Source organism: Bradyrhizobium sp. DOA1 (genome assembly GCF_001593325.1).
GTDB lineage: Bacteria > Pseudomonadota > Alphaproteobacteria > Rhizobiales > Xanthobacteraceae > Bradyrhizobium.
In genome coordinates this window covers 1,308,573-1,329,039 of record NZ_JXJM01000001.1, presented here as the reverse complement: position 1 = coordinate 1,329,039, position 20,467 = coordinate 1,308,573, and the positions used below count along the sequence as shown (strand labels likewise).

At 65.1% G+C, this 20,467-nt stretch carries 21 protein-coding genes; 7 read left to right on the top strand and 14 right to left on the bottom strand.

Translation table 11 applies throughout. From position 1 onward, the window contains the following. Positions 1-48: 48 nt before the first annotated feature. Positions 49-1,479 (bottom strand): phospholipid carrier-dependent glycosyltransferase, encoded by a 1,431-nt coding sequence (locus tag SE91_RS06145; RefSeq protein ID WP_061846955.1) that lies wholly within the window; start codon positions 1,477-1,479, stop codon positions 49-51. A gap of 51 nt (positions 1,480-1,530) precedes the next feature. On the opposite strand from SE91_RS06145, the gene SE91_RS06140 reads away from it, so the two are divergent. Further along, positions 1,531-2,232 (top strand): FecR family protein, encoded by a 702-nt coding sequence (locus tag SE91_RS06140; protein ID WP_061846954.1) that lies wholly within the window; start codon positions 1,531-1,533, stop codon positions 2,230-2,232. Positions 2,233-2,234: 2 nt separating this feature from the next. Beyond that, positions 2,235-3,374 carry a hypothetical protein gene (locus SE91_RS06135; protein WP_061846953.1) on the top strand — a complete coding sequence of 380 codons (1,140 nt, stop codon included), beginning with the start codon at positions 2,235-2,237 and terminating at the stop codon, positions 3,372-3,374. Positions 3,375-3,494: 120 nt separating this feature from the next. Here the strand turns inward: SE91_RS06135 and SE91_RS06130 are convergent, their stop codons facing one another. The 3 genes from SE91_RS06130 to SE91_RS06120 all read right to left on the bottom strand — a co-directional run bounded on the left by SE91_RS06130 (position 3,495) and on the right by SE91_RS06120 (position 5,079). Next, on the bottom strand, positions 3,495-3,983 hold the full coding sequence (locus SE91_RS06130; protein WP_061846952.1) for a VOC family protein: 489 nt from the start codon (positions 3,981-3,983) through the stop codon (positions 3,495-3,497). A gap of 27 nt (positions 3,984-4,010) precedes the next feature. Continuing rightward, positions 4,011-4,439 (bottom strand): VOC family protein, encoded by a 429-nt coding sequence (locus SE91_RS06125; RefSeq protein WP_060736790.1) that lies wholly within the window; start codon positions 4,437-4,439, stop codon positions 4,011-4,013. A gap of 127 nt (positions 4,440-4,566) precedes the next feature. Further along, positions 4,567-5,079 (bottom strand): cupin domain-containing protein, encoded by a 513-nt coding sequence (locus SE91_RS06120; protein ID WP_008568982.1) that lies wholly within the window; start codon positions 5,077-5,079, stop codon positions 4,567-4,569. A 128-nt stretch (positions 5,080-5,207) separates the two neighbouring features. On the opposite strand from SE91_RS06120, the gene SE91_RS06115 reads away from it, so the two are divergent. Continuing rightward, positions 5,208-5,426 (top strand): CsbD family protein, encoded by a 219-nt coding sequence (locus SE91_RS06115; protein WP_060736791.1) that lies wholly within the window; start codon positions 5,208-5,210, stop codon positions 5,424-5,426. A 166-nt stretch (positions 5,427-5,592) separates the two neighbouring features. On the opposite strand, the gene SE91_RS06110 is transcribed toward SE91_RS06115, so the two are convergent. From SE91_RS06110 to ggt, 5 genes are all read right to left on the bottom strand, one after another. Next, positions 5,593-6,057 carry an FKBP-type peptidyl-prolyl cis-trans isomerase gene (locus SE91_RS06110; RefSeq protein ID WP_061846951.1) on the bottom strand — a complete coding sequence of 155 codons (465 nt, stop codon included), beginning with the start codon at positions 6,055-6,057 and terminating at the stop codon, positions 5,593-5,595. Positions 6,058-6,117: 60 nt separating this feature from the next. Continuing rightward, entirely contained in the window at positions 6,118-8,409 is a 2,292-nt protein-coding gene (locus tag SE91_RS06105) for a xanthine dehydrogenase family protein molybdopterin-binding subunit (RefSeq protein WP_061846950.1), read from the bottom strand. Between the two features lie 2 nt (positions 8,410-8,411). Beyond that, positions 8,412-9,428, bottom strand: a complete 1,017-nt coding sequence (locus tag SE91_RS06100; protein ID WP_061846949.1) for an FAD binding domain-containing protein — start codon at positions 9,426-9,428, stop codon at positions 8,412-8,414. Between the two features lie 4 nt (positions 9,429-9,432). Then, complete coding sequence (locus SE91_RS06095) at positions 9,433-10,047, bottom strand: (2Fe-2S)-binding protein (protein WP_061846948.1); 615 nt, start codon at positions 10,045-10,047, stop codon at positions 9,433-9,435. 166 nt (positions 10,048-10,213) lie between these two features. Next, entirely contained in the window at positions 10,214-11,800 is a 1,587-nt protein-coding gene (gene ggt, locus SE91_RS06090; protein WP_061846947.1) for a gamma-glutamyltransferase, read from the bottom strand. A 207-nt stretch (positions 11,801-12,007) separates the two neighbouring features. Here ggt and trhO point away from each other — a divergent pair, with 207 nt between their 5' ends. Beyond that, positions 12,008-12,790 carry an oxygen-dependent tRNA uridine(34) hydroxylase TrhO gene (trhO, locus tag SE91_RS06085; RefSeq protein ID WP_061846946.1) on the top strand — a complete coding sequence of 261 codons (783 nt, stop codon included), beginning with the start codon at positions 12,008-12,010 and terminating at the stop codon, positions 12,788-12,790. Beyond that, entirely contained in the window at positions 12,780-12,998 is a 219-nt protein-coding gene (locus SE91_RS06080; RefSeq protein ID WP_061846945.1) for a SlyX family protein, read from the top strand. Before trhO ends, SE91_RS06080 begins: the two co-directional genes overlap by 11 nt. Positions 12,999-13,007: 9 nt before the next feature. Here the strand turns inward: SE91_RS06080 and SE91_RS06075 are convergent, their stop codons facing one another. Then, positions 13,008-14,912, bottom strand: coding sequence for a sensor domain-containing diguanylate cyclase (locus SE91_RS06075; RefSeq protein ID WP_061846944.1), 1,905 nt, complete (start codon positions 14,910-14,912; stop codon positions 13,008-13,010). 170 nt (positions 14,913-15,082) lie between these two features. Next, positions 15,083-15,298 (bottom strand): hypothetical protein, encoded by a 216-nt coding sequence (locus SE91_RS06070; protein ID WP_061851002.1) that lies wholly within the window; start codon positions 15,296-15,298, stop codon positions 15,083-15,085. 106 nt (positions 15,299-15,404) lie between these two features. Between SE91_RS06070 and hemE the strand changes: the two genes are divergently transcribed. Beyond that, a complete protein-coding gene (gene hemE / locus SE91_RS06065) occupies positions 15,405-16,439 on the top strand; it encodes a uroporphyrinogen decarboxylase (protein WP_061846943.1) in 1,035 nt (344 codons plus the stop codon). 154 nt (positions 16,440-16,593) lie between these two features. Here hemE and hemC read toward each other — a convergent pair whose 3' ends face one another. Genes hemC through SE91_RS06050 form a run of 3 tightly spaced genes read right to left on the bottom strand, consistent with a single transcriptional unit; the run spans position 16,594 to position 19,868 of the window. After that, positions 16,594-17,574 carry a hydroxymethylbilane synthase gene (gene hemC / locus SE91_RS06060; RefSeq protein WP_082813677.1) on the bottom strand — a complete coding sequence of 327 codons (981 nt, stop codon included), beginning with the start codon at positions 17,572-17,574 and terminating at the stop codon, positions 16,594-16,596. A 24-nt stretch (positions 17,575-17,598) separates the two neighbouring features. Next, the gene (locus tag SE91_RS06055) at positions 17,599-19,224 is read right to left on the bottom strand and encodes a GMC family oxidoreductase (RefSeq protein ID WP_061846941.1); all 1,626 of its coding nucleotides are present in this window, start codon (positions 19,222-19,224) and stop codon (positions 17,599-17,601) included. Between the two features lie 53 nt (positions 19,225-19,277). After that, positions 19,278-19,868, bottom strand: a complete 591-nt coding sequence (locus tag SE91_RS06050) for a TetR/AcrR family transcriptional regulator (protein WP_061846940.1) — start codon at positions 19,866-19,868, stop codon at positions 19,278-19,280. 101 nt (positions 19,869-19,969) lie between these two features. Here SE91_RS06050 and SE91_RS06045 point away from each other — a divergent pair, with 101 nt between their 5' ends. Beyond that, positions 19,970-20,335 carry a nuclear transport factor 2 family protein gene (locus tag SE91_RS06045; RefSeq protein ID WP_061846939.1) on the top strand — a complete coding sequence of 122 codons (366 nt, stop codon included), beginning with the start codon at positions 19,970-19,972 and terminating at the stop codon, positions 20,333-20,335. Positions 20,336-20,467: the final 132 nt, after the last annotated feature.

The window sequence follows — 20,467 nt, the reverse complement described above, 5'->3', positions numbered from 1 at the left end:
GTTCATCGCGATAACCCCGCCGCCTGCCCTCCCCGGCAGGCGGCGTTGTCATATCCAGCTCTGGAACAGCATCAATCGGTTGAAGGTCTGCATGGAGACGCCGATGAAGGCCGCCGAAATCGGCAACATGACCGCAAAGCCGGCCGCAGCAATGCCCACATAGGCCCACAGCAGCCAGCGCGGCAAACCTTCCCGGCGCAGCACATAGACCAGCGCAAGGGACGCGGCGGTCGCAGCCGGCAGGTAATAGTAGATGAAGCCCAGCGTGCGCGGCAGCAACGCCCAGGCGAGCCAGGGGCCGAAATAGAATGCCGCGATCAGGAAGGCGTCCCAACGCCGCGCGACGACGAAGTCGCGCAGCACCAATGCGAGCGCGAGCAGGGCCGGCCACGCCACCAGCGGATTGCCGAGGAAGACGATCGCCGAAATTTGGTCTTCCGATGTCTTGTCGAACAGGAACCAGACCGGACGTGCCAGCAACGGCCAGGACGGCCATGAACTCATATAGGTGTGGCCGGCGATCGCGGTCGTGGTGTTGTCGGCGAAGATCCGCCGCTGCGCCTCGATCAGGTCCGGCAGCGACAATCCGTACAGCGGAACGAAAGCTGCAAGATATGTCAATGCCGGCAGGACGGCGAAGCAGAGCGCGGCGTGCTGCACGCGAAAACCGGTCCACAGGTCGGGCCGATACCAGTCGCTCGGCCTGGCGTCGGCAAACTGGGTGCGCCAGCCCTGCATCAGGCCGATCAGCGCGACGATGACGATGCAGACGCCGAGCGGAAACAAGCCGCTCCATTTGCACGCCGCAGCGCAGCCGAACAGGCCGCCTGCGAGCGCGAACAGCGCATGCGGCCGCTCTCTTCGAAAGCCATGCATGAAGGCGGCAGTCGCGAGCAGACCGAATCCGAGCGCGAAGATGTCGAGCATGGCGATGCGCGCCTGCACGTAGAGCATCTGGTTGCTGCCGGCGATCAGCGCGGCGGCGATCGCGGGCCCCTGCGCGGAGAACAGCGCAAGCCCGCACAGATAGATCGCGACGATGGCGAGCGCGCCGAACAAGGTCGCCGGATAGCGCCAGCCGAGCGCGTTGTCGCCGAAGACTGCGATGGACGCCGCGATCAGCTCCTTGGCAAGCGGCGGGTGCATCGGGTTGAGCATCGGCTGCGACATCGCAGGCGCCAGCATCTGCCGCGCCGCCGGCACATAATGCACCTCGTCGAAGACGAATTTCTGCGGCGTTACGACGCCGATCAGCAGTGCGAGATGTGCAAGCAGGAAAATCGCGACAGCGATCACTGCGCTCCGCGACACCGCTGGAACCGCGGACAATTCGGGCGTCTGCTGTGGGGCTGTTTTGCGTGGCAAATTTGCGTCACCGCGGGACAAAAAAGAGATCGCGATTTTCATTGAACGCATTCTGCCGCAACTGTCACTAAGCATGACGCACGTCCCGCGCCGCTTGTGATAATTCCGCCACATCGCAAGCGCGCGCGATCCGGTACGATCAGGGACATATCGATCGGTTGTGAAATGAATTTGCGTTTTTGGTTTTTCCCGTCGCTGTTATCAGCCGCGTTGTGCGCAGGTCCTGGCGCGCAGGCGCAGACACGCGTCGGCCAAGCCGTCGTAATCCAGAACGAAGTGGTGCGCGTCGCCGCGACCACCACGCCGATCAACGTCGGCGACAGCATGTTGCGCGACGAGACCGTGCGCACCGGCGCCGACAGCGCGGCGCGCTTCGTCATGGCCGACAGCACCAATTTGTCGCTGGGCCCCAGCGCGACATTGAAGCTCGACCGCACCGTCTTCAACGACGACCAGAGCTATCGCGCCGTCGCGATCCGCATGACAACAGGCGCTTTCCGCTTCGTCACCGGCAATTCCGACAAGAGCGCCTACAAGATCACGACACCGCTCGCGACCATCGGCGTGCGCGGCACCACGCTCGACATCCTCTCGCAGCGCGGCCGCTCCGTCGTGGTGCTTCAGGACGGCGCGGCCAGCGTCTGCACGACGAAGTCCCAATGTGTGCAGCTCACCCAGCCCGGCGACACCGCGATCATCACGTCGACCGGCGGCAAGGTCAGCATCACCAAAACCAATACGCCGCCCTGGACCTTTGCCGCCAATTGCGCGGCGAGTGCCGGGCTGTGTGCCGTCAACCAATATGCCGGGGCCTCGCCGACCATCACGCCAGCCGTCCAGGACGACGGCATGCTGTGCGGACGATGACGATGGTAAAGCTCTGCTTGAAGCGCTTCATCCTCGGCGGCGCGCTGGCCGCTGCGGCTGCGCTCGCTCTTGTCGCTTTCGATCTGCGTCCGGCCACAGCTCAGACGAATTGCGAGTCCGGATGTGGGCCGAGCCCTACCCCGACCTATTCGCCGTCACCCTCACCTTCTCCGAGCCCTTATCCGTCACCGTCACCGTCACCCTCGCCCTCGCCGAATCCAGCACCGACGTCGAGCCCGACGCCGAGCGGCGCGAGTTCCAGCGGCAATTCGATCGGCGGCCTCGCCAATCAGCGCTTCAACCAGATGATCACCAACCGCGTGCTCGGCACGGTGCTGCTCGGCGTCAACGAGCAGGTCAATTGCGGCGACTGCGTCAGTGCTTTCGGCTCGGCCGGCTCGTTCTCTGCCGGCATCCACGGCCGCAAGGAGCTGACCAACAATCTGTCGCTGCTCGCCGGCATCGCCTATACGCATTACGACGGGAAAGGCTACGAGATCACGAGCGCGCCGATCGGCGCCTTTGCGCTGCGCTACGATTTCACCGACTGGGGCTCGTCACGCCCGTTCTTCGACGTCGGCACGATCCTGACGCCGTGGCAGAAGGCGCGCTACACACGCAGCTACGACACCAACCTCGGCCCGGTCAGCGTGACCAGCTCGACCAACGCCTCGAATTACGCCGTCTATGGCCGCGCCGGGTGGATCAGCCGGCTGTCACCGCGCGACGAGGTCGCAGCCTCCGTCGAGGTCTGGCAGCTCTGGCAGCGCGTATCGGGCTACACCGACAGCGCAGTGGCCTTCAATCCGTTCGACGCCACCCTTGCGACCGGCACCGACCGCACCAGCCTGGTCAAGCTCGGTGGCCAGTGGACGCATCTCTACGGCAGCAACATCGAGGCCAACATCAACGGCGGCTGGGTGCAATCCTTTGCGACCCACAGCGGCATCGTGGCGACGGTGACTGGCCAAGGCATGGTGGTGCCGACCATGGGCAACCAGGGCTGGTTCGAATATGGCGGACGGCTTGGTTTCCGCGTGCAAAAGGGCTGGATCGTCGATCTCTTCGCCAACGGCACGCTGGGGCCGCAGCCGGTCGGCAACACCATTCACGGTGGCGTGGGGCTGCGGATCAATTATTAGGGCGGGCACGGTCTCGTAGGGTGGGCAAAGCGAAAGCGTGCCCACCACTTCTCTTAATCGCGGGCGGATCGTGGGCACGGCGCTACGCGCCTTTGCCCACCCTACGGCACCGTCGCCGCCTCACGCCGCCGATTCGCCCTCGAATGCCTGGCGCAGCACGTCGACGTCGAGCTTGACCATCTTCATCATGGCCTGCACGGCGCGTGCGGCCGCCGCCTTGTCGGGGCTCGACAGGAATTCGAACATCGCCTTCGGCACCACCTGCCAGGCCACGCCCCAGCGATCCCTAAGCCAGCCGCACTGCTCTTCCTTGCCGCCATGCGCTAGGAACGCGCTCCAGACACTATCGACCTGGGCCTGGTCGTTGCAATCGATCATCAGCGAGATCGCGTGGGTGTACTCCATCTTCATGCCGCCATTTAGCGCGACCAGGCGCTGCCCGCCGAGGGTGAATTCGACGACGAGCACCGAGCCCTCCTTGCCGGACGGACCATCGGAGACGTTGCGCTGAACGTGCACGATCCTGGAATCGGGCAGCAGGGAGACGTAGAAATTGGCGGCCTCTTCGGCATCGCCGTTGAACCACAGGCAGGGCGTGACCTTGGACATGTGAATGCTCCTATTCCCCGGCTTCGATCAGGCGGTCGCCATGGCGGGCTGCAGCGGGGCCGCCGCGAGATCCATCCAGTTCACCCCCCACATATGGCCGTCGGGATCCTCGAAGCTGCGGCCGTACATGAAGCTGTATTCGTCCTTCGGGCTGGGATCAGCCACGCCGCCCGCGGCCGCCGCCCTGCCGACGATATCGTCGACCTCGCTGCGGCTGTCCGCGGACAGGCAGAGCAGCACCTGGTTCGAGGACTTGGCATCCGCGATCGGCTTCGGCGTGAACTGACGGAATTTGTCGTGGGTCAGCAGCATGGCGAAGATGGTCTCGGAAAAGACCATGCAGCTCGCCGTGTCGTCGCAGAATTGCGGGTTCTTGACCGCACCGATCGCCTCATAGAAGGCGGTCGCGCGCTTGAGGTCGGTCACCGGCAGGTTGACGAAGATCATCTTAGGCATCGGAAGCTCCTTGGCGGGTTCTGCCCAAGGACGGATGGCCAGGCAGCCACCCGACATCGCTTCCGAATATTTTTAAGGTCGCGCCTGCGGGGTCCTGTCGCATGAACCCCGCGCCGCCTCGGAAAGCCTACTTCTTCTCGTTGGGATCGCGGTGGACCGGATCGATCCACAACACCGTCTCGGGCTTCTCGACCGGTTCGATGTCGAGGTTGATCGCCACCGCCTCGCCGTCGCTGCGCACCAGCACGCATTCCAGCACCTCGTCCGGGCTGGCGTTGATCTCCTGATGCGGCACGTAGGGCGGGACGAAGATGAAGTCGCCGGGGCCGGCCTCGGCGGTGAATTGCAGCTTCTCGCCCCAGCGCATCCGCGCCTTGCCCTTCACCACGTAGATGACGCTTTCGAGATGGCCGTGATGATGGGCGCCGGTCTTGGCGTCGGGCTTGATGCTGACCGTGCCTGCCCACAATTTCTGCGCGCCGACTCGTGCGAAGTTGATGGCGGCGGCGCGGTCCATGCCTGCGGTCGATGGCACGTTGGTGTCGAGCTGGTTGCCGGGGATGACGCGCACGCCGTCATGCTTCCAGCGATCGTCATGATCGTGGTCATGGTGGGAATGCGAATGATCATGGCCGGTCATGGGACTTGCTTTCTGTTGGTTCCGTGCGCAGCAAATTACCCCAAAGCCGCATCCGCTAGCCATAGCAAAATCGGAACCCCCGTAGCCGCCCAGCGTTGTCATTCCAAGCGAAACAAAAGGAGAGTTTCATGGGCAGCACGACCGACAAGATCAAGGGCACCGCCAACGAGGCGATCGGCAAGGCCAAGCAGGGCATCGGTGAAGCCACCGGATCCGAGCGTATGAAGGGCGAAGGCGCGGTGCAGGAAGTGAAGGGCAAGGGCCAGCAGGCCATGGGCGATGCCAAGGACGCCGCAAAGGACGCGATGGATCGCGCCGCCGCTGCGGCAAAGCGCGCAACGGAATAGTACCCACGAGACTGAACGCGAAAAGACCGGCCGCAAGGCCGGTCTTTTTTGTTCTGATCTCTCGCCGTCATGCCCGGGCTTGTCCCGGGCATCCACGTTCTTTCTTCCTGCCAAGGCGTGGATGGCCGGGTCAAGCCCGGCCGTGACGATGTGGAAAGACCTGGGCTCACTTCACTCCAAGCAATTCCACGTCGAACATCAGCGTCGCGTTCGGCGGGATCACGCCGCCGGCGCCACGCGCGCCATAGCCGAGCTGCGGCGGGATGATCAGCGTGCGCTTGCCGCCGACCTTCATCGAGGCGACGCCCTCGTCCCAGCCGGCGATGACGCGGCCCTTGCCGATCGGGAATTCGAACGGCTCGTTGCGGTCGACGGAGGAGTCGAATTTCTTGCCCTTCTGGCCGTTCTCATAAAGCCAGCCGGTGTAGTGCATCACGCAGATCTGGCCGGGCTTTGGCGAAGCGCCCGTTCCGGCGACGCTGTCGATGATCTGCAAGCCTGAAGCTGTTGTCATGGTCTTTCCTGCGGTCTGGGCCGAGGCCGTGGTGGAAACGAAATGCGACACGCCGGCGATCACGATGATCGCGAGTGCCGACATCAGGGCGAGAAGCGCGCGCTGGAAACGCTGCATAAGGCACCTTCCGTTTGAGGCGGAAGGTGTCTAGCGCAACGCGGGTGAGGTTTCCACCCCTCACACCTCGATATTTTCCAGCCGGACCGGGAGCTTACGAATGCGCTGCCCCGTGGCATGGTAGATCGCATTGCAGATCGCCGCATTGGTGCCGACATTGCCGAGCTCGCCGAGGCCCTTCACGCCGACAGGATTGATGCGATCATCCTCCTCAGAGAGCAGAATGACCTCGACGCCTGATACGTCCGCATTCACGGGGACGAGGTAATCAGCAAGATTGTCGTTGACGTAGCGCGCATAGCGTTCGTCTATCTCGGTGGCCTCCAGCAACGCCGACGACATGCCCCAGATCAGCCCGCCCATTAGCTGGCTGCGCGCCGTGCGCGGATTCATGATGCGGCCGCCGGCGAAGGCGCCAACGAGGCGCGGGCAGCGGATCTCATGCGTGAAGCGATTGATGCGGACTTCGACGAACTCCGCGCCAAACGCGTAAGCGATCTGGTCTTTCATGGAATGACCGCCCACGAGCCGCACCTGCCCGTTGTGCATGGCGCGGAAGGAATCCAGCGGCGCGCCTTCCGGCTTCCACTCGCCATATTCCTCGACGACGCCGACCCCGAGCGCGTCGAAGGCCTTCTCCAGGTCAAGCGGACGGTCGCCCTTCGCCGCCTGCGTTGCCGGTGTCTGGCCGATGCCGACGGTCTCCTTCGCCTTGTCCGCCAGACTCTGGCTCGGCACCACCGCCTTGAACAGACGCTGCCGGATCTGGTCGCACACCATCATCACTGCGGAGCAGGTGCTGGCGGTGGAGTTCGAGCCTCCTGCAACGGGCGCCGGCGGCAGATCGCTGTCGCCGATGAAGACGGCAACCTTCTCCAGCGGCACGCCGAGCCGCTCGGATGCAGCCTGAGCAATGACGGTATAGGCGCCGGTGCCGATCTCGTGGCCGGCGATCTCGACGCGGGTGCGGCCGTCGCGTTGCAGCCGGACGCGGGCCGCTGCGGGCCCCATCTGCGTCGGATAGCAGGTGGCGGCACAGCCATAGCCGATCAGCCAATCGCCATCCGACATCGACTTCGGCTCAGGCGAGCGCTGCGCCCACCCGAACGCCTTCGCAGCCTCGTCGAAACAGGCCATCAGCGAGCGCGAGGTATAGGGCTTGCCGCTGATCGGCTCGTTCGTGGTGTCGTTGATGCGACGAAGCTCGACCGGATCCACGTTCAGCTTCGCCGCCAGCTCGTCCATCGCGCTTTCCAGCGCGAACAGATACGGCACCTCTGGTGGCGAGCGCATGAAGCCGGGCGTGTTGCGGTCGGCGCGCACGATCGAGACCAGGCTGTCGACATTCGGACAGGCATAGAGCCGCGTCGTCGTCTTGGTGCCGCCGACGCAATAGGCATCGGGGCGCGAGGACACCTCGGCGCCCTCGTGCCGGAGCGCGACCAGCTTGCCGTCCCGGCTCGCGCCGAGCTTGATCTCGTGGCGGGTCTCGGCACGATGCGTGGTGATGGTGAAGCCCTGGTCGCGGGTCGGGACCAGCTTGATCGGCCGGTTCAAGCGCCTGGCGATGGCCGCGATGATGGCAGTGCGCGGCGTCATCGACCCGCGCGCGCCGAAACCACCGCCGACATACGGGTTGACCACGCGGACCTTATCGGCGTCGATCCCGAGCTGCTCGGCGACACCGTATTTGAGGCCGTACACGAACTGACTCGGCTCGTAGATCACGAGGTTGTCGCCCATCCAGGCGCAGCTGGTCGAGAATAGCTCCATCGGATTGTGATGCTGCGTCGGTGTTTCGTAAGAAGCGGTCAGTTTGACCTCGGCCTCCTCGAACGCCTTGGCGAAATTGCCGACCTTCGGGTCTTCCTTGAACTGGGCATTCTGCCCCTTCGCTGGCGCCGTGGTCGTCCCGGGCGAGTCGAAGGTCGCGCTTGGCGTGGCGGCCGTATAGCTGACCTTGATGCGGTTGGCGGCTTCGCGCGCCGCCTCGTAGCTTTCGGCGATGACCACCGCGATGATCTGGCCGTCATGGGCGATCTCGGCCGATTTCAGCGGCTGGATCGTCGTGCTCGCATAGCCGCCATTGCTGAAGAGCCTCGACTCCTTCAGCTTCGGTGCGTTCTCGTGGGTGACGATGTCGATCACGCCCCGGACCCGCTTGGCCTCGCCGAGATCGAAGCTGTCGACTCGTCCCTTGGCAATCGCGCTGGTGACGAGGAACGCATGGGCGGGATCGGCAAGCGGCATGTCGGACGCATAGGTCGCGCGTCCCGTCACTTTCACGACCGCGTCATAGCGCGGTACGGGCTTGCCCATGTTCGTCTTGGGCTCGGGAGCAGCAGCGGTCATGATCAGATCTCCATCGTTACGGCCTGCTGGAGCGCACGCGCCACCACGCGTTTGCCGAGCGCGATTTTGAAGCTGTTGTGCCGCCGCCCCCTGGCCTCTGCGAAAGCGGCATCGGCGACCCGCTGCGCCAAGCCGTCGTCGAATTTCTGTCCCTTGAGAAGAGCCTCCGCCTCGCGCGCCCGCCAGGGCACAGTGGCGACGCCGCCGAGCGCGACCCGCGCATCCCGGATCGTGCCGTCCTGCACATCGAGCGCAATCGCAGCCGAGGACAGCGCGAACTCGTAGGATTGGCGGTCGCGCGCCTTGAGATACATCGAGCGCGGCCAGCGGCCCTGAATCGAGAAGGCCGAGATCAGCTCGCCAGGCTGAAGCGAGGTCTCGATGTCGGGGGTCGTGCCCGGCGCCTTGTGAAGCTGGGAGAACGGCATGCTGCGCGTGCCACCCTTGCCCGTAATCTCGACCAGAGCATCCAGCGCGATCAGCGCCTGCGCGAAATCGCCGGGATAGGTCGCGATGCACTGGTCGGAGACGCCGAGCACCGCATGCATGCGGTTGACGCCGTCCATCGCGGCGCAGCCCGAACCCGGATTGCGCTTGTTGCAATTCTCATAGGAGACGTCGCGGAAATAGCTGCAACGCGTCCGCTGCATCACGTTGCCGCCGAGCGTCGCCATGTTGCGCAGCTGGGCGCTGGCCGCAAGCTTCAGGGAATTTGCGATCACCGGATAGTGGCGTTGGATCTCTCCATGCGCGGCAACGTCCGACATCTTCGCGAGCGCGCCGAGGCGCAATCCGTCTTCCCTAGGCTCGATTGCCGACCAACTGCGCGCGAGCGGATTGATGTCGACGATGGCGGCAGGCCGCATCACGTCAAGCTTCATCAGGTCGATCAGCGTGGTGCCGCCGGCGAGCGGCTGCGCACGGGCCTGGGTCAGCGGATTGTTCGCGGCCGCGGCAGCGCCGAGCGCCTGCACGGCCATGTCAGGGTCTGTTGCCCTCTGATACGAAAACGGTCGCATGCGCCTAGCCCTTCAGGATTTCGGGCGCGGCCTGCTTCACCGCGGCGACGATGTTGGGATAGGCGGCACAGCGGCAGATATTGCCGCTCATATATTCGCGGATGTCGGCCTCGTTGCTGGCATGGCCTTCCTTGACGCAGGCGACGGCCGACATGATCTGGCCGGGCGTGCAATAGCCGCACTGGAACGCGTCGTTGTCGATGAAGGCCTGCTGCATCGGATGCAGATGGTCATCGGTAGCCAGCCCCTCAATGGTCGTGATCTCCTGCCCCTCGGCGGCGAGCGCAAGGGTCAGGCACGACACCACGCGCCGGTCGTCGATTAGCACCGTGCAGGCGCCGCACTGGCCGTGGTCGCAGCCCTTCTTGCTGCCAGTGAGCTTGAGGTGTTCACGCAGCGCGTCCAGCAGCGTGGTGCGGACATCGATGCTGAGGCGCTTGTCCTTGCCGTTGACCTGCAGCGTGACGTCGACGGGAAGCGACGGATCCTGTGGCGCCGGAGCCCTGGCGTCCTCTGCGGCCGCACGCGCGGTCATCGGGACCAGCGCACTGCCAGCCGCAGCGGCCATGAAGGCGCGCCGATCGAATGCTGATTGTTTGGAACCTGGTTTGTCGGACATCGACGCCTCCGCCGCTGATCTACAAAGCAGCGCACGCCTGCACCGCCCATCGCCCCTTAACCTGAAGCAATGAGCTCCGTTCCGAACGTGAGAAGGGCGATGCAGCAAATGCCGCATCGCCCTTCGTCAACTTTTCCTGATCTGCGCGAGGAACTCGCGCTGAGAATCAATAACCCAGCGCACAGCCATCCTTGCGCGGATCGGAACCGCCGGTGAGCGTGCCCTTGTCCCAGTCGATCCAGATCGCCTGGGCCCCGCCGAGCGGGGCAACCACGCTGGTGGTGTTGTGGCCGAGCTTCTTCAGGCCCTCGACGATCGCGGCCGGAACGCTGTCCTCGAGCTGGTACTGGCCCTCGTAATGCAGGCCGCGCGGCATGTCGATCGCCTCCTGCACGTCGCAGCCATAGTCGAGGATGTTGGTCAGCACGTGGGTCTGGCCGACCGGCTGATACTGCCCGCCCATCACCGCGAACGGCATCACGGAACGGCCGCCCTGGGTGACGAGGCTCGGCATGATCGTGTGCAGCGGCCGCTTGCCGCCGGCGATGCTGTTCGGATGACCGGGCTGGATGCGGAAGCCGCCGGCGCGGTTCTGGAACAAGACGCCGGTCTTGTTGGAGACGATGGCCGAGCCGAAGGAATGCGCGATCGAATTGATGAACGAGCAGACATTGCGGTCCTTGTCCACGACCGTGATGTAGATGGTCGAGGGATTCATGGGCGGCGCGACGTTCGGAAGGTCGAGCATGCCGTCCATGCGGATCTTGCTGATGTGCTCGTCGCAGAACTCCTTGGCGAGGATCCTGGCGACCTCGATCTGCATGTGCTCGGGATCGGCGACGTGCAGTTCGCGATGCATGTAGGCGATGCGCGCCGCTTCCGCCTCGAGATGGAAGCGCTCGATGCTGAGCGGCGCGTATTTCGTGAGGTCGAACCGCGACAGGATGTTCAGCATCAGCAGCATGGTCAGGCCCGGTCCGTTCGGCGGGCACTGCCAGACGTCGTAACCCTTGTACATGGTGCCGATCGGCGAAGTCACTTCCGTGGTATGCGCGGCGAAATCGTCGAGCGTGTGCAAGCCGCCGATCCCCCTGAGGGTCTCGACCATGTCTTCCGCGATCTCGCCCTTGTAGAAGGCATCGCGGCCGCCCTTGGCGATGGCGCGCAGGGTCTTGCCGAGCTCGACCTGGCGAATGACGTCGCCGGCGACCGGCGGCTTGCCGCCCGGCAGCAGGTAGCGCACGGTGTTGGTGCCGGCCTTGAGCTTCTCGAACTGGTTCTTCCAGTCGAAGGCGATGCGGGGCGCGACGACATAGCCTTCCTCCGCCGCCTTGATCGCGGGCTGGAGCAGCCGCTCGAAGCCGAACTTGCCGTGATCGCGCAGCACGGTGGCGAAGGCGTCGACCACGCCGGGGATCGAGACCGCATGCGCCGAGGTCAGGGGCACGGAGTTGATCTTGCGCTCGAGATACCAATCGGCGTTCGCCGCCTTCGGCGCGCGGCCGGAGCCGTTATAGGCGAGGATCTTACCTTCGCCCCGCGGCTGGATCAGCGCGAAGCAGTCGCCGCCGATGCCGGTCGATTGCGGTTCGATCACGCCGAGCACGGCCGAGCCTGCGACCGCCGCGTCCACCGCCGTGCCGCCCTCGCGCAGCACCTCGATCGCGGCGAGCGATGCCTGCGGATGCGAGGTCGCCACCATCGCGTTGGTGGCGTGAACCGTGGACCTGCCGGGGAAATGGAAGTTTCTCATGCGAATTCTTGCTCTCGTTAGGCTCTCTGGGCCGTGGCCGCGGTGGCGCGCCATCTCGGGAAAACCGGGCTTACATGACACATTCCGACCACCGGGAGCAATGCTGGCATACCAGTGAAATGGCTGCCATCCGCTGGGCGTATGGTCCGCTCGGGCTTTCAGCATTGCGGGTTTTCCGGGCGGCAGCCGCCTGCTAAACGAGCCGCCATGCTCGACGCCAATTCAATCACCAAGGTCGCCGCCTTCTATCAATTTGCCGCCCTCCCGGATTACGGCGAGTTGCGCGAGCCGCTACGCGCGTTCTGCGCCGGCCTTGCGCTAAAGGGCAGCGTGCTGCTGGCCCAGGAGGGCATCAATGGCACCGTCGCGGGCGCCCCGGAGGCGATCGACGCGTTCGCGCATGAGCTCGCGCACGGCGACATCTTTGGCGGCAGGCTCAACAATCTCGAGCTGAAATTCTCCACGGCCGCAGCGATGCCGTTTGGACGGCTCAAAGTGCGGCTGAAGAAGGAGATCGTCACGCTCGGCGATGCCGCCGCCGATCCGACGAGGCAAGTCGGCACCTATGTCGACGCGAGCGACTGGAACGCGCTGATCGCGGCCCCCGACACGCTGCTGCTCGACACCCGCAACACCTTCGAGGTGGCAATGGGCACGTTCGAGGGTGCGGTCGATCCCGGTCTCCAGAGCTTTGGCCAATTCAAGGATTTTGCGGCGGAGCAGCTCGATCCGGCCAAGCACCGCAGGATCGCGATGTTCTGCACCGGCGGCATCCGTTGCGAGAAGGCGAGCGCGCATTTGCTCGCACGCGGCTTTGCCGAGGTCTATCACCTCAAGGGCGGCATCCTGAGATATCTGCAAGAGGTGCCGGAGACACAGAGCCGCTGGCGCGGTGAGTGCTTCGTGTTCGACGAGCGCGTCGCGCTCGGCCATGGATTGCGTGAACAGGGCCTGCGCGGAGGGGACAAGGAGCACGGCCGTGACGAATGAGATCAAAGGTCTGAGCGAGCGCATCGACATGCTGGAGACGCGCCTGACTTACCAGGACGACACCATCGAGACGCTGAACCAGACCATCACGGCGCAATGGAAGCATATCGACGCGCTGACACGGCAGGTCGCACAGCTGAACGAACGACTCCAGGAGGCCGAGGCGAGTGCGCCGGGGCCCGCCAATGAACCGCCACCGCATTATTGAAACGGTGAGCTACAGACCCGACGCCTTGGGCATCAGGCCGGCGACCTCGCCGGACATCATCAGCCGGTTGCGCCCGGCCTCCTTGGCCGCATAGAGCGCCTGGTCGGCCGCCTCGACGAGCGAGACCACGCCCGCCGTGCGCTCCAGCACCGGCCGGCAGGCCGCGCCTCCGAGCGAGGCGGTGACGAAACCGGTCGCATGGTTGGTGGTGTGAACGAGGCCCGCCTCGCCGATCGCCCGCCGGATCTGGTCGCCAATCCGGGCGCAGCCCGCGGCATCGGTGCTCGGCAGCAGCATGGCGAACTCCTCGCCGCCATAGCGCGCCGCCAGATCGCCGGGGCGCTGCGTCTCGGCCGCGATGATCTGCGCCACGACGCGAAGGCAGGCGTCGCCGGCGGGATGGCCATATTCGTCGTTGTAGGCTTTGAAATGGTCGACGTCGATCATCAGCAAGGCGAGGCTGGAGCGGTCGCGATAGGCGCGCGCCCACTCCTCCTTCAGCCGCTCGTCGAAGCGGCGGCGGTTGGCAAGGCCGGTGAGGCTGTCCTCGATCGCGAGCGCCTCGAGCCTGGTCTCCAGCTTCTTGTGTTCGGTGATGTCGCGCGAGATCGCCACCACGCCGTCGACGCGGCCGTTGTCCTTGCGCGTCACCCGCATGGTCGATTCCAGCCAAACTTCGCCGTTCTCGCGGTGCGAGTTGCGATAGACGAGCCGCGCCTCCTCCTTCTCGCCACGCTTCATGGCATCGACGATCGCCTGGACCTGCGTCAGGTCCTCCGGATTGATGCCGGCGAGCGCAGGCGTGCCCATCAATTGATTGGCGCGCCAGCCGACGACGCGCACCGACGAAGGCGAGACATAGCGTATCCGCTCGTCGAGCCCGATGCGGGTCACCATGTCGCTGGAGCCCTCCGCGAGGAGGCGGAAGTGGGCCTCCTTCTCAGTCAGGGCTGCGGCCATGCGCTGACCCCGTTGCAGTTGCCGCACCAGCAGGGCACCGATGATCGCGATCAGCACCACGAGCGCGGCGACGTAGAGCATGCGGGAGGTTGCGGCAGCGCGCCAGGGCGCCAGCAGTTCGTTCTTGTCGACGGTGGCAAGCAGGACCAGCGGATAACGGCTGCTGCGCTTGAAGAAGCTGACGCGCTCGGCGCCGTCCAGCGGCGACTTGAAATGATAAGCGCCGCCCGGCCGCTGCAGGCTGGCGTCGCGGAACAGCGGCTTGTCGGCAACGCTGCGCCCGACGAACTTTTCGTTGTTCGGGCTGCGCGCCACGATCAGTCCGTCGCCATGGGTCAGCGCTACCGAACTGTTGCGGCCGATCTCGAACTGCTCGTAGAAGTGCGAGAGATAGTTGGCGCTGATGGTCGCAAGCGCGACGCCGCCGAAGCTGCCGTCCGGCTTGTTGAAGCGGCGCGTCAGGGTGATCAGCCATTCGCCATCGAAGAGGCTCTTCACGGGACGACCGACATGGGGCTCTCGTTTCGGCGAGAGCTGGTGATGACGGAAGAAACCGTCATCGCTGAAGGTCGTGCCGATCGTGCCGGGTGCAGTCAGCCAGTTGCCCTGATCGTCGATAATGGCAAGGCTGTGGATGCGCTCGATCGCCTTCTTGCGCGCATCCAGCAGCGTGCGCAGCTTCCCGATCGTGGCGGGCCCGGCGCCGTCCATCTCCAGCCGGGTGACAATGCCGACGACGCCGGAATCCAGGAGGTCGAGGCTGTCCTCTGCATGCTGCGTCAACGAACGCGCGACGTTCGCCATCTCCGCCTCGGCACCTCGCAGCACCGCATCGCGCGCGGCCCATTCGCGCCAGCCGCTGACGCCGAGGATGGTCGCGCAGGTGAGCACGACGAACGCCGCCGCGCGCAGCGGCAGACGGCTCCATCCGGCTCTTTGGGTCGTAACACTCATGCGGCAGAATTCTCCGATCCTCGGAAACTCTGCCGCTTCTGTTAGTGAACTCTGAAGCCACTACCGGAATACGTGGCGATCTGCCCCTTTCCAGTAGTCCTACGGACGCCCGGAATCGGGGCATCGCTAACAAGACATTAGTGTCCCTGTCGGAATCCGGCGATGCGCCGCTAGCTGAAGATGGCCTTCACTTTGTCCCAGAGCGAAAGGCTGTCGGCCTCGGCATCCGCCTTCGAAGGCGTCGGCTGGGCGGCGCTGACGGGATCGGAGGCCGGGAAGGTATCTTGCAGCCCGGCGTCGAGCTTGGACTGCCGATCGGCGGCGAGCGCCTCGCGCAGATCGTCGGCATGCTTGTCGTGCGGCGCAGGATTGAATGTCTCAGCCATGATCTCCTCCATTGGCTGGTCAACGCGGTCCGAATGGCCTGGTTCCCCTGTTCCGCTGAGGGCCGCGGCGGTGTATCAGGGGCCATAACCCGCTTCAGGACCATTCGTGCCCCAGTCTGCGATAAAGCCCTTCATCGACGTGCTCTCCGGCCAGCGCCAGTCCATCCCGCCCATGTGGATGATGCGGCAGGCCGGCCGCTATCTGCCGGAATATCGCGAGGTGCGCGCCAAGGCGGGCGGCTTCCTCGATCTCTGCTTCAACCCGGAGCTTGCCGCCGAGGTGACGCTGCAGCCGATCCGCCGGTTCGGTTTCAATGCGGCGATCATCTTCTCGGACATCCTGGTGATCCCCTATGCGCTCGGCCGCGCCGTGCGCTTCGAGGTCGGCGAGGGTCCGCGGCTCGAGCCGCTGGATGATCCCGCCAAGGTCGGAACGCTGGCAACGCGTGCCGATCTCGGCAAGCTCGCGCCGGTGTTCGAGGCGCTTAGGATCGTGCGGGCTCAGCTCGCGCCCGAAATCGCGCTGATCGGCTTCTGCGGCGCGCCGTGGACGGTGGCGACCTACATGGTCGCCGGCCAGGGCACGCCGGACCAGGCGCCGGCGCGCATGATGGCCTACCGGCATCCGGAGGCGTTTGCAAAGATCATCGACGTGCTGGTCGAGAGCTCGATCGAATATCTCTTGGCACAGCTCGCCGCCGGGGCCGACGCGCTGCAGATCTTCGACACCTGGGCGGGCGTGCTGCCGCCGGCCGAGTTCGCGCGCTGGTCGGTCGCGCCGACGCGGCGCATCGTCGAGGGCGTGCGCGCAAAGGTGCCGGATGCGAAGATCATCGGCTTTCCGCGCGGCGCCGGCGCGCAGCTGCCTGCCTATGTCGAAGCCACCGGCGTCAACGCCGTCAGCATCGACTGGACCGCGGAGCCCGGCTTCATCCGCGAGCGCGTGCAGAGCACGGTCGCCGTGCAGGGCAATCTCGATCCGCTGGTGCTGATCACGGGCGGTGCCGCGCTCGACCGCGCGATCGACGATGTGCTGGCGAACTTTGCGCAAGGACGCTTCATCTTCAATCTCGGCCACGGCATCCAGCCGGAGACGCCGATCGCTCATGTCGAGCAGATGCTGAGGCGCGTGCGGGGTTGATTTATTTCATCCCTGCAAAACAAACCGCGAAAACAACCCCATGCACAGTAGACAAGTCTTTGAAATCGTTGACCTGACGTCACGCGCCGCGCGCCTTTGACACGTCGTGCAAAACAGGCGCAGAATCCTACCATCGCCGGTCGAAATCTCGCGTCTACTGCGGTCGGCTGCGCTCGATGATCTCGGCGGCACCTTTCCCCAGCAGATCCAGACCCACCGCACGGCCGAGCTCGCGCGGACGATTGGCGGGGCCCGTACGCGAGGCTTCAATAATGGTGTTGCCGGAGAGGTCGAGCACGGACGCGGTCAGCGCCATCTGATCGCCCGTGATGGTCGAAAAACCCGCCACCGGCGAATTGCAGTGGCCGTTGAGAACCCACAGCACCTCGCGCTCGGCATCGGCGCAGGCATGCGCGGCGGGATCGTCGATCGATGACAGGATTTTTCGCGTCTGCCAGTCCTGCGCGGCGCATTCGACGGCGACGATGCCCTGCCCTGCCGCGGGCAGCATCTCGGCGGCCGTGAATTCATAGCCGATGCGGCTGGACAAGCCGACGCGGTCGAGGCCCGAACGCGCCATGATCAGTGCATCAGCCGGTCCCACCGCGCCGCCATCGGGCAGGCGCTGCTTCTCGCCATTGTCGAGTTTTCGCACGCGCGTGTCGGCTGCGCCGCGGAAGTGGATCACCTCCACGTCCGGAAACAGGCGCCGTGCATAGGCGGCCCTGCGCACGGCGTTGGTGCCGATCTTGAAACCCTTGCCGCGCGACTGGCGCAACGCTTCCAGCGTCACGCCATTCCGGAGCACCAGCGCGTCGCCGGGCGGATCGCGCGACAGGGTGGCGCCGATGACGAGGCCGGGCGTGTCCTCATTGCCCGGCATGTCCTTGAGCGAGTGCATGGCCGCATGAAGCTCGCCCGACAGCACGGCGGCGCGGATCTGCGCCACGAAGGCGCCGCCCTTGCCGCCGTGCGGCAGCAGCTTGCTGGTCTGGTCGAGATCGCCCGTGGTATCGAACTTGACGATTTCGACGTCGAGACCGGGCACCGCGGCGGTCAGGCGGCGGGCGATCTCCTCCGTCTGTGCCAGCGCCATCGCGCTCTTGCGGGTGCCGATCCGAAATCGAGTAGCCAAGTCGAACGTCCTTTCAAGGCGAATTTATCGCGCATCCTCCAATATCATGTCGGAGGCCTTCTCGGCGATCATGATGATCGGCGCGTTGGTATTTCCTGACACGAGGTCCGGCATGATCGAGCCGTCGACGACGCGAAGACCGTCGAGCCCCCTCACCTTCAGCCGCTGGTCGACTACCGCGAGCGCGTCGTTGCCCATACGACAGGTCGAGGTCGGATGGTAGATGGTGCTGCCGCGCTCACGGCAGTAATCCAGTATCTCGGCATCCGTGGATACCTTTGTCCCGGGATCATACTCGCTGACCACAAACGGCTTCAGCGCCGGTGCGTTCAGGATCTTTCGCAGGATCTTGATGCCTTCGACGTTGGTGGTCCGGTCGGTCTCGGTCGACATGTAGTTGATCCGGATCTCCGGCGGCACGCTCGGGTCGGCGCTCTTGATGCGCAAGGTGCCGCGGCTCTCGGGCCGGAGCTGGCACACCGACGCCGTGAAACCGGAGAAATCATGCAGCTTCTCGCCCATCTTGTCGGTCGAGAACGGCAGGAAGTGCACCTGAATGTCGGGCGACGCCAGCCGCGGACTGGTCTTGAAGAACGCGCCCGCCGTGCCGGCCGCAATCGTCAGCCAGCCCTTGCGGAACAACGCATAACGCGCGCCGGCCATGGTGCGGCGGAGCGGATGGTTGACGGTGTCGTTCAGCGTGATCCTTTGCGAGCAGCGCATCACGATGCGGACCTGCATGTGGTCCTGCAGATCATGGCCCACGCCAGCAGCATCGAGCAACACCTCGATGCCATGGCTGCGCAGGAGATCGCCGGGGCCGACACCTGAGAGCTGAAGCAGCTGCGGCGAGTTGTAGGCGCCGCTCGACAGCACGACCTCCTTCCGCGCACGCGCGCGGCGCAAGGCCGCGCCTTGCCGGTATTCGACGCCGACGGCGCGCCGCCCCTCGAACAGGATGCGCTGAGCGTGCGCGGAGGTCTCGATCTTGAGATTGCCGCGGGTCTTGGCAGGACCGAGATAGGCCACCGAGGTCGAGGCGCGGCGGCCGTTGCGCGTCGTGGTCTGAAATAGCCCGACGCCCTCCTGCGTCGCGCCGTTGAAGTCGGGATTGTAGGGCAGCCCGGTCTCGACTGCGGCGTCGATGAAGGCCTTCGACAGCGGATCGGTCACGATCATGTTGGACACCGGCAGTGGCCCGCCCGTGCCGTGATACTGATCGGCGCCGCGCGACTGATTCTCGGCTTTCTTGAAATAGGGCAATACGTCGTCATAGCCCCATCCGGTGTTGCCGAGCTGGCGCCAGCGGTCATAGTCCTCGTGCTGGCCGCGAACATAGAGCAGGCCGTTGATCGAGCTCGAGCCGCCCAGCGTTTTTCCACGCGGCTGGAATACCTGGCGGCCCTTCAGCTCGGGCTCCGGCTCGGTCTGGTACATCCAGTTGACGCTCTTCTCCTTGAACAGTTTCCCGTAGCCGAGCGGGACGTGGATCCAGATGTTGGAATCCTTCGGGCCGGCCTCGAGCAGCAGCACGCTGTGCTTGCCATTCGCCGACAGGCGGTTGGCGAGCACGCAGCCGGCGGAGCCGGCGCCGACGATGATGTAGTCGAATTCGGGATCGGTGGGTGCAAGAGAGGAAGTTGCGTTCATGCGCTACTGTTCTTTTTGTTCGAGTGGGCGTTTCCGTTTCGTCACTAGCACAATCATTCCCGCACGCGCAGCGCCTCGACCAGCGACTTGAACGCACGGGCATATTCCGCACCCGCCCTTGCGATATCGGCGCGTCCGGCGCAGGCGATCGCGGCTTCCGTCACCGCGCCGAGCAGCAGCCGCGCCAGCGGCTCGACCGGCTGGCGCGCGATCAGGCCGGCCTCCATCGCCGCGAATAGCGCGCGAGGTAGCTTGCCGCCGAAGTGTTTGGCGTCGATCTCGCGCCAGCGCTCCCAGCCGAGCACCGCCGGGCCGTCACGCAGGATGATCTGGCCGGTCGACCCCTTCGCGGTCGCGGCAAAGTAATGCTGGGTGCCGGCAACCATCGCGGCGAGCACGTCCTTCTCGGCGCGCGCTGTGCTGTCGATCTCGACCACGAGGTCGTGCGAGACCAGGTCGAACACGGCCTCGAACACCGCTTCCTTGGTCTTGAAGTGATGATACACCGCGCCCTTGGCGACGGAGGCGCCTTCCGCGATCGCGTCCATGGTGGTGGCGGCGAACCCCCGGCTCCCGAACAGGCGGCGTGCCGCCGTCAGGATCGCTTCGGTCGTCGCTGCACGCCGTTCCGCCTGTTTTGCCATCCGTCTCGTCTAATCCATTCGGCCATCGGCAGCCAGTTGACTTTTCGACCACCGGTCGGTATTTACCGACTGTCAGTCTGTTTTAGCTGCGAGGGTACGCCATGCCGAGTCGCGAGATCGTCGAAGCCTTTGCCAGGCGCCTGGAAGACGGCGATTTCGTCGGCGCGATCGAGCAGTTCTGCACGCCTGATGCCATGACCTACGAGAACAACGCCGCACCGACGGTCGGCCGCGATAAGCTCATCGCCAAGGAGCGCGGCGTGCTGGCGGCCTCCAAGGCGGTCAAGGCCGAGCGGATCGGGCCGAGCCTGATCGAGGGCGACCATGTCGCCACCCGCTGGAAATTCAGTTTTACGAATGCTGAAGGGGTGACGCGGACGCTCGACGAGATCGCGTGGCAGACCTGGCGGGGCGATCAGTTGATCGAGGAGCGGTTCTATTACGATCCGAAGCAGTTGGGGCGGTGACTCCACTCCTGGGGGCCGGTGTCATCGTCCGGCTTGACCGGACGATCCAGTATTCCAGAGTCGGCGGTGATTAAGCCGAGAGGCCGCCGGGTACTGGATGCCCCGGTCGAGCCGGGGCATGACAGTGGAGTG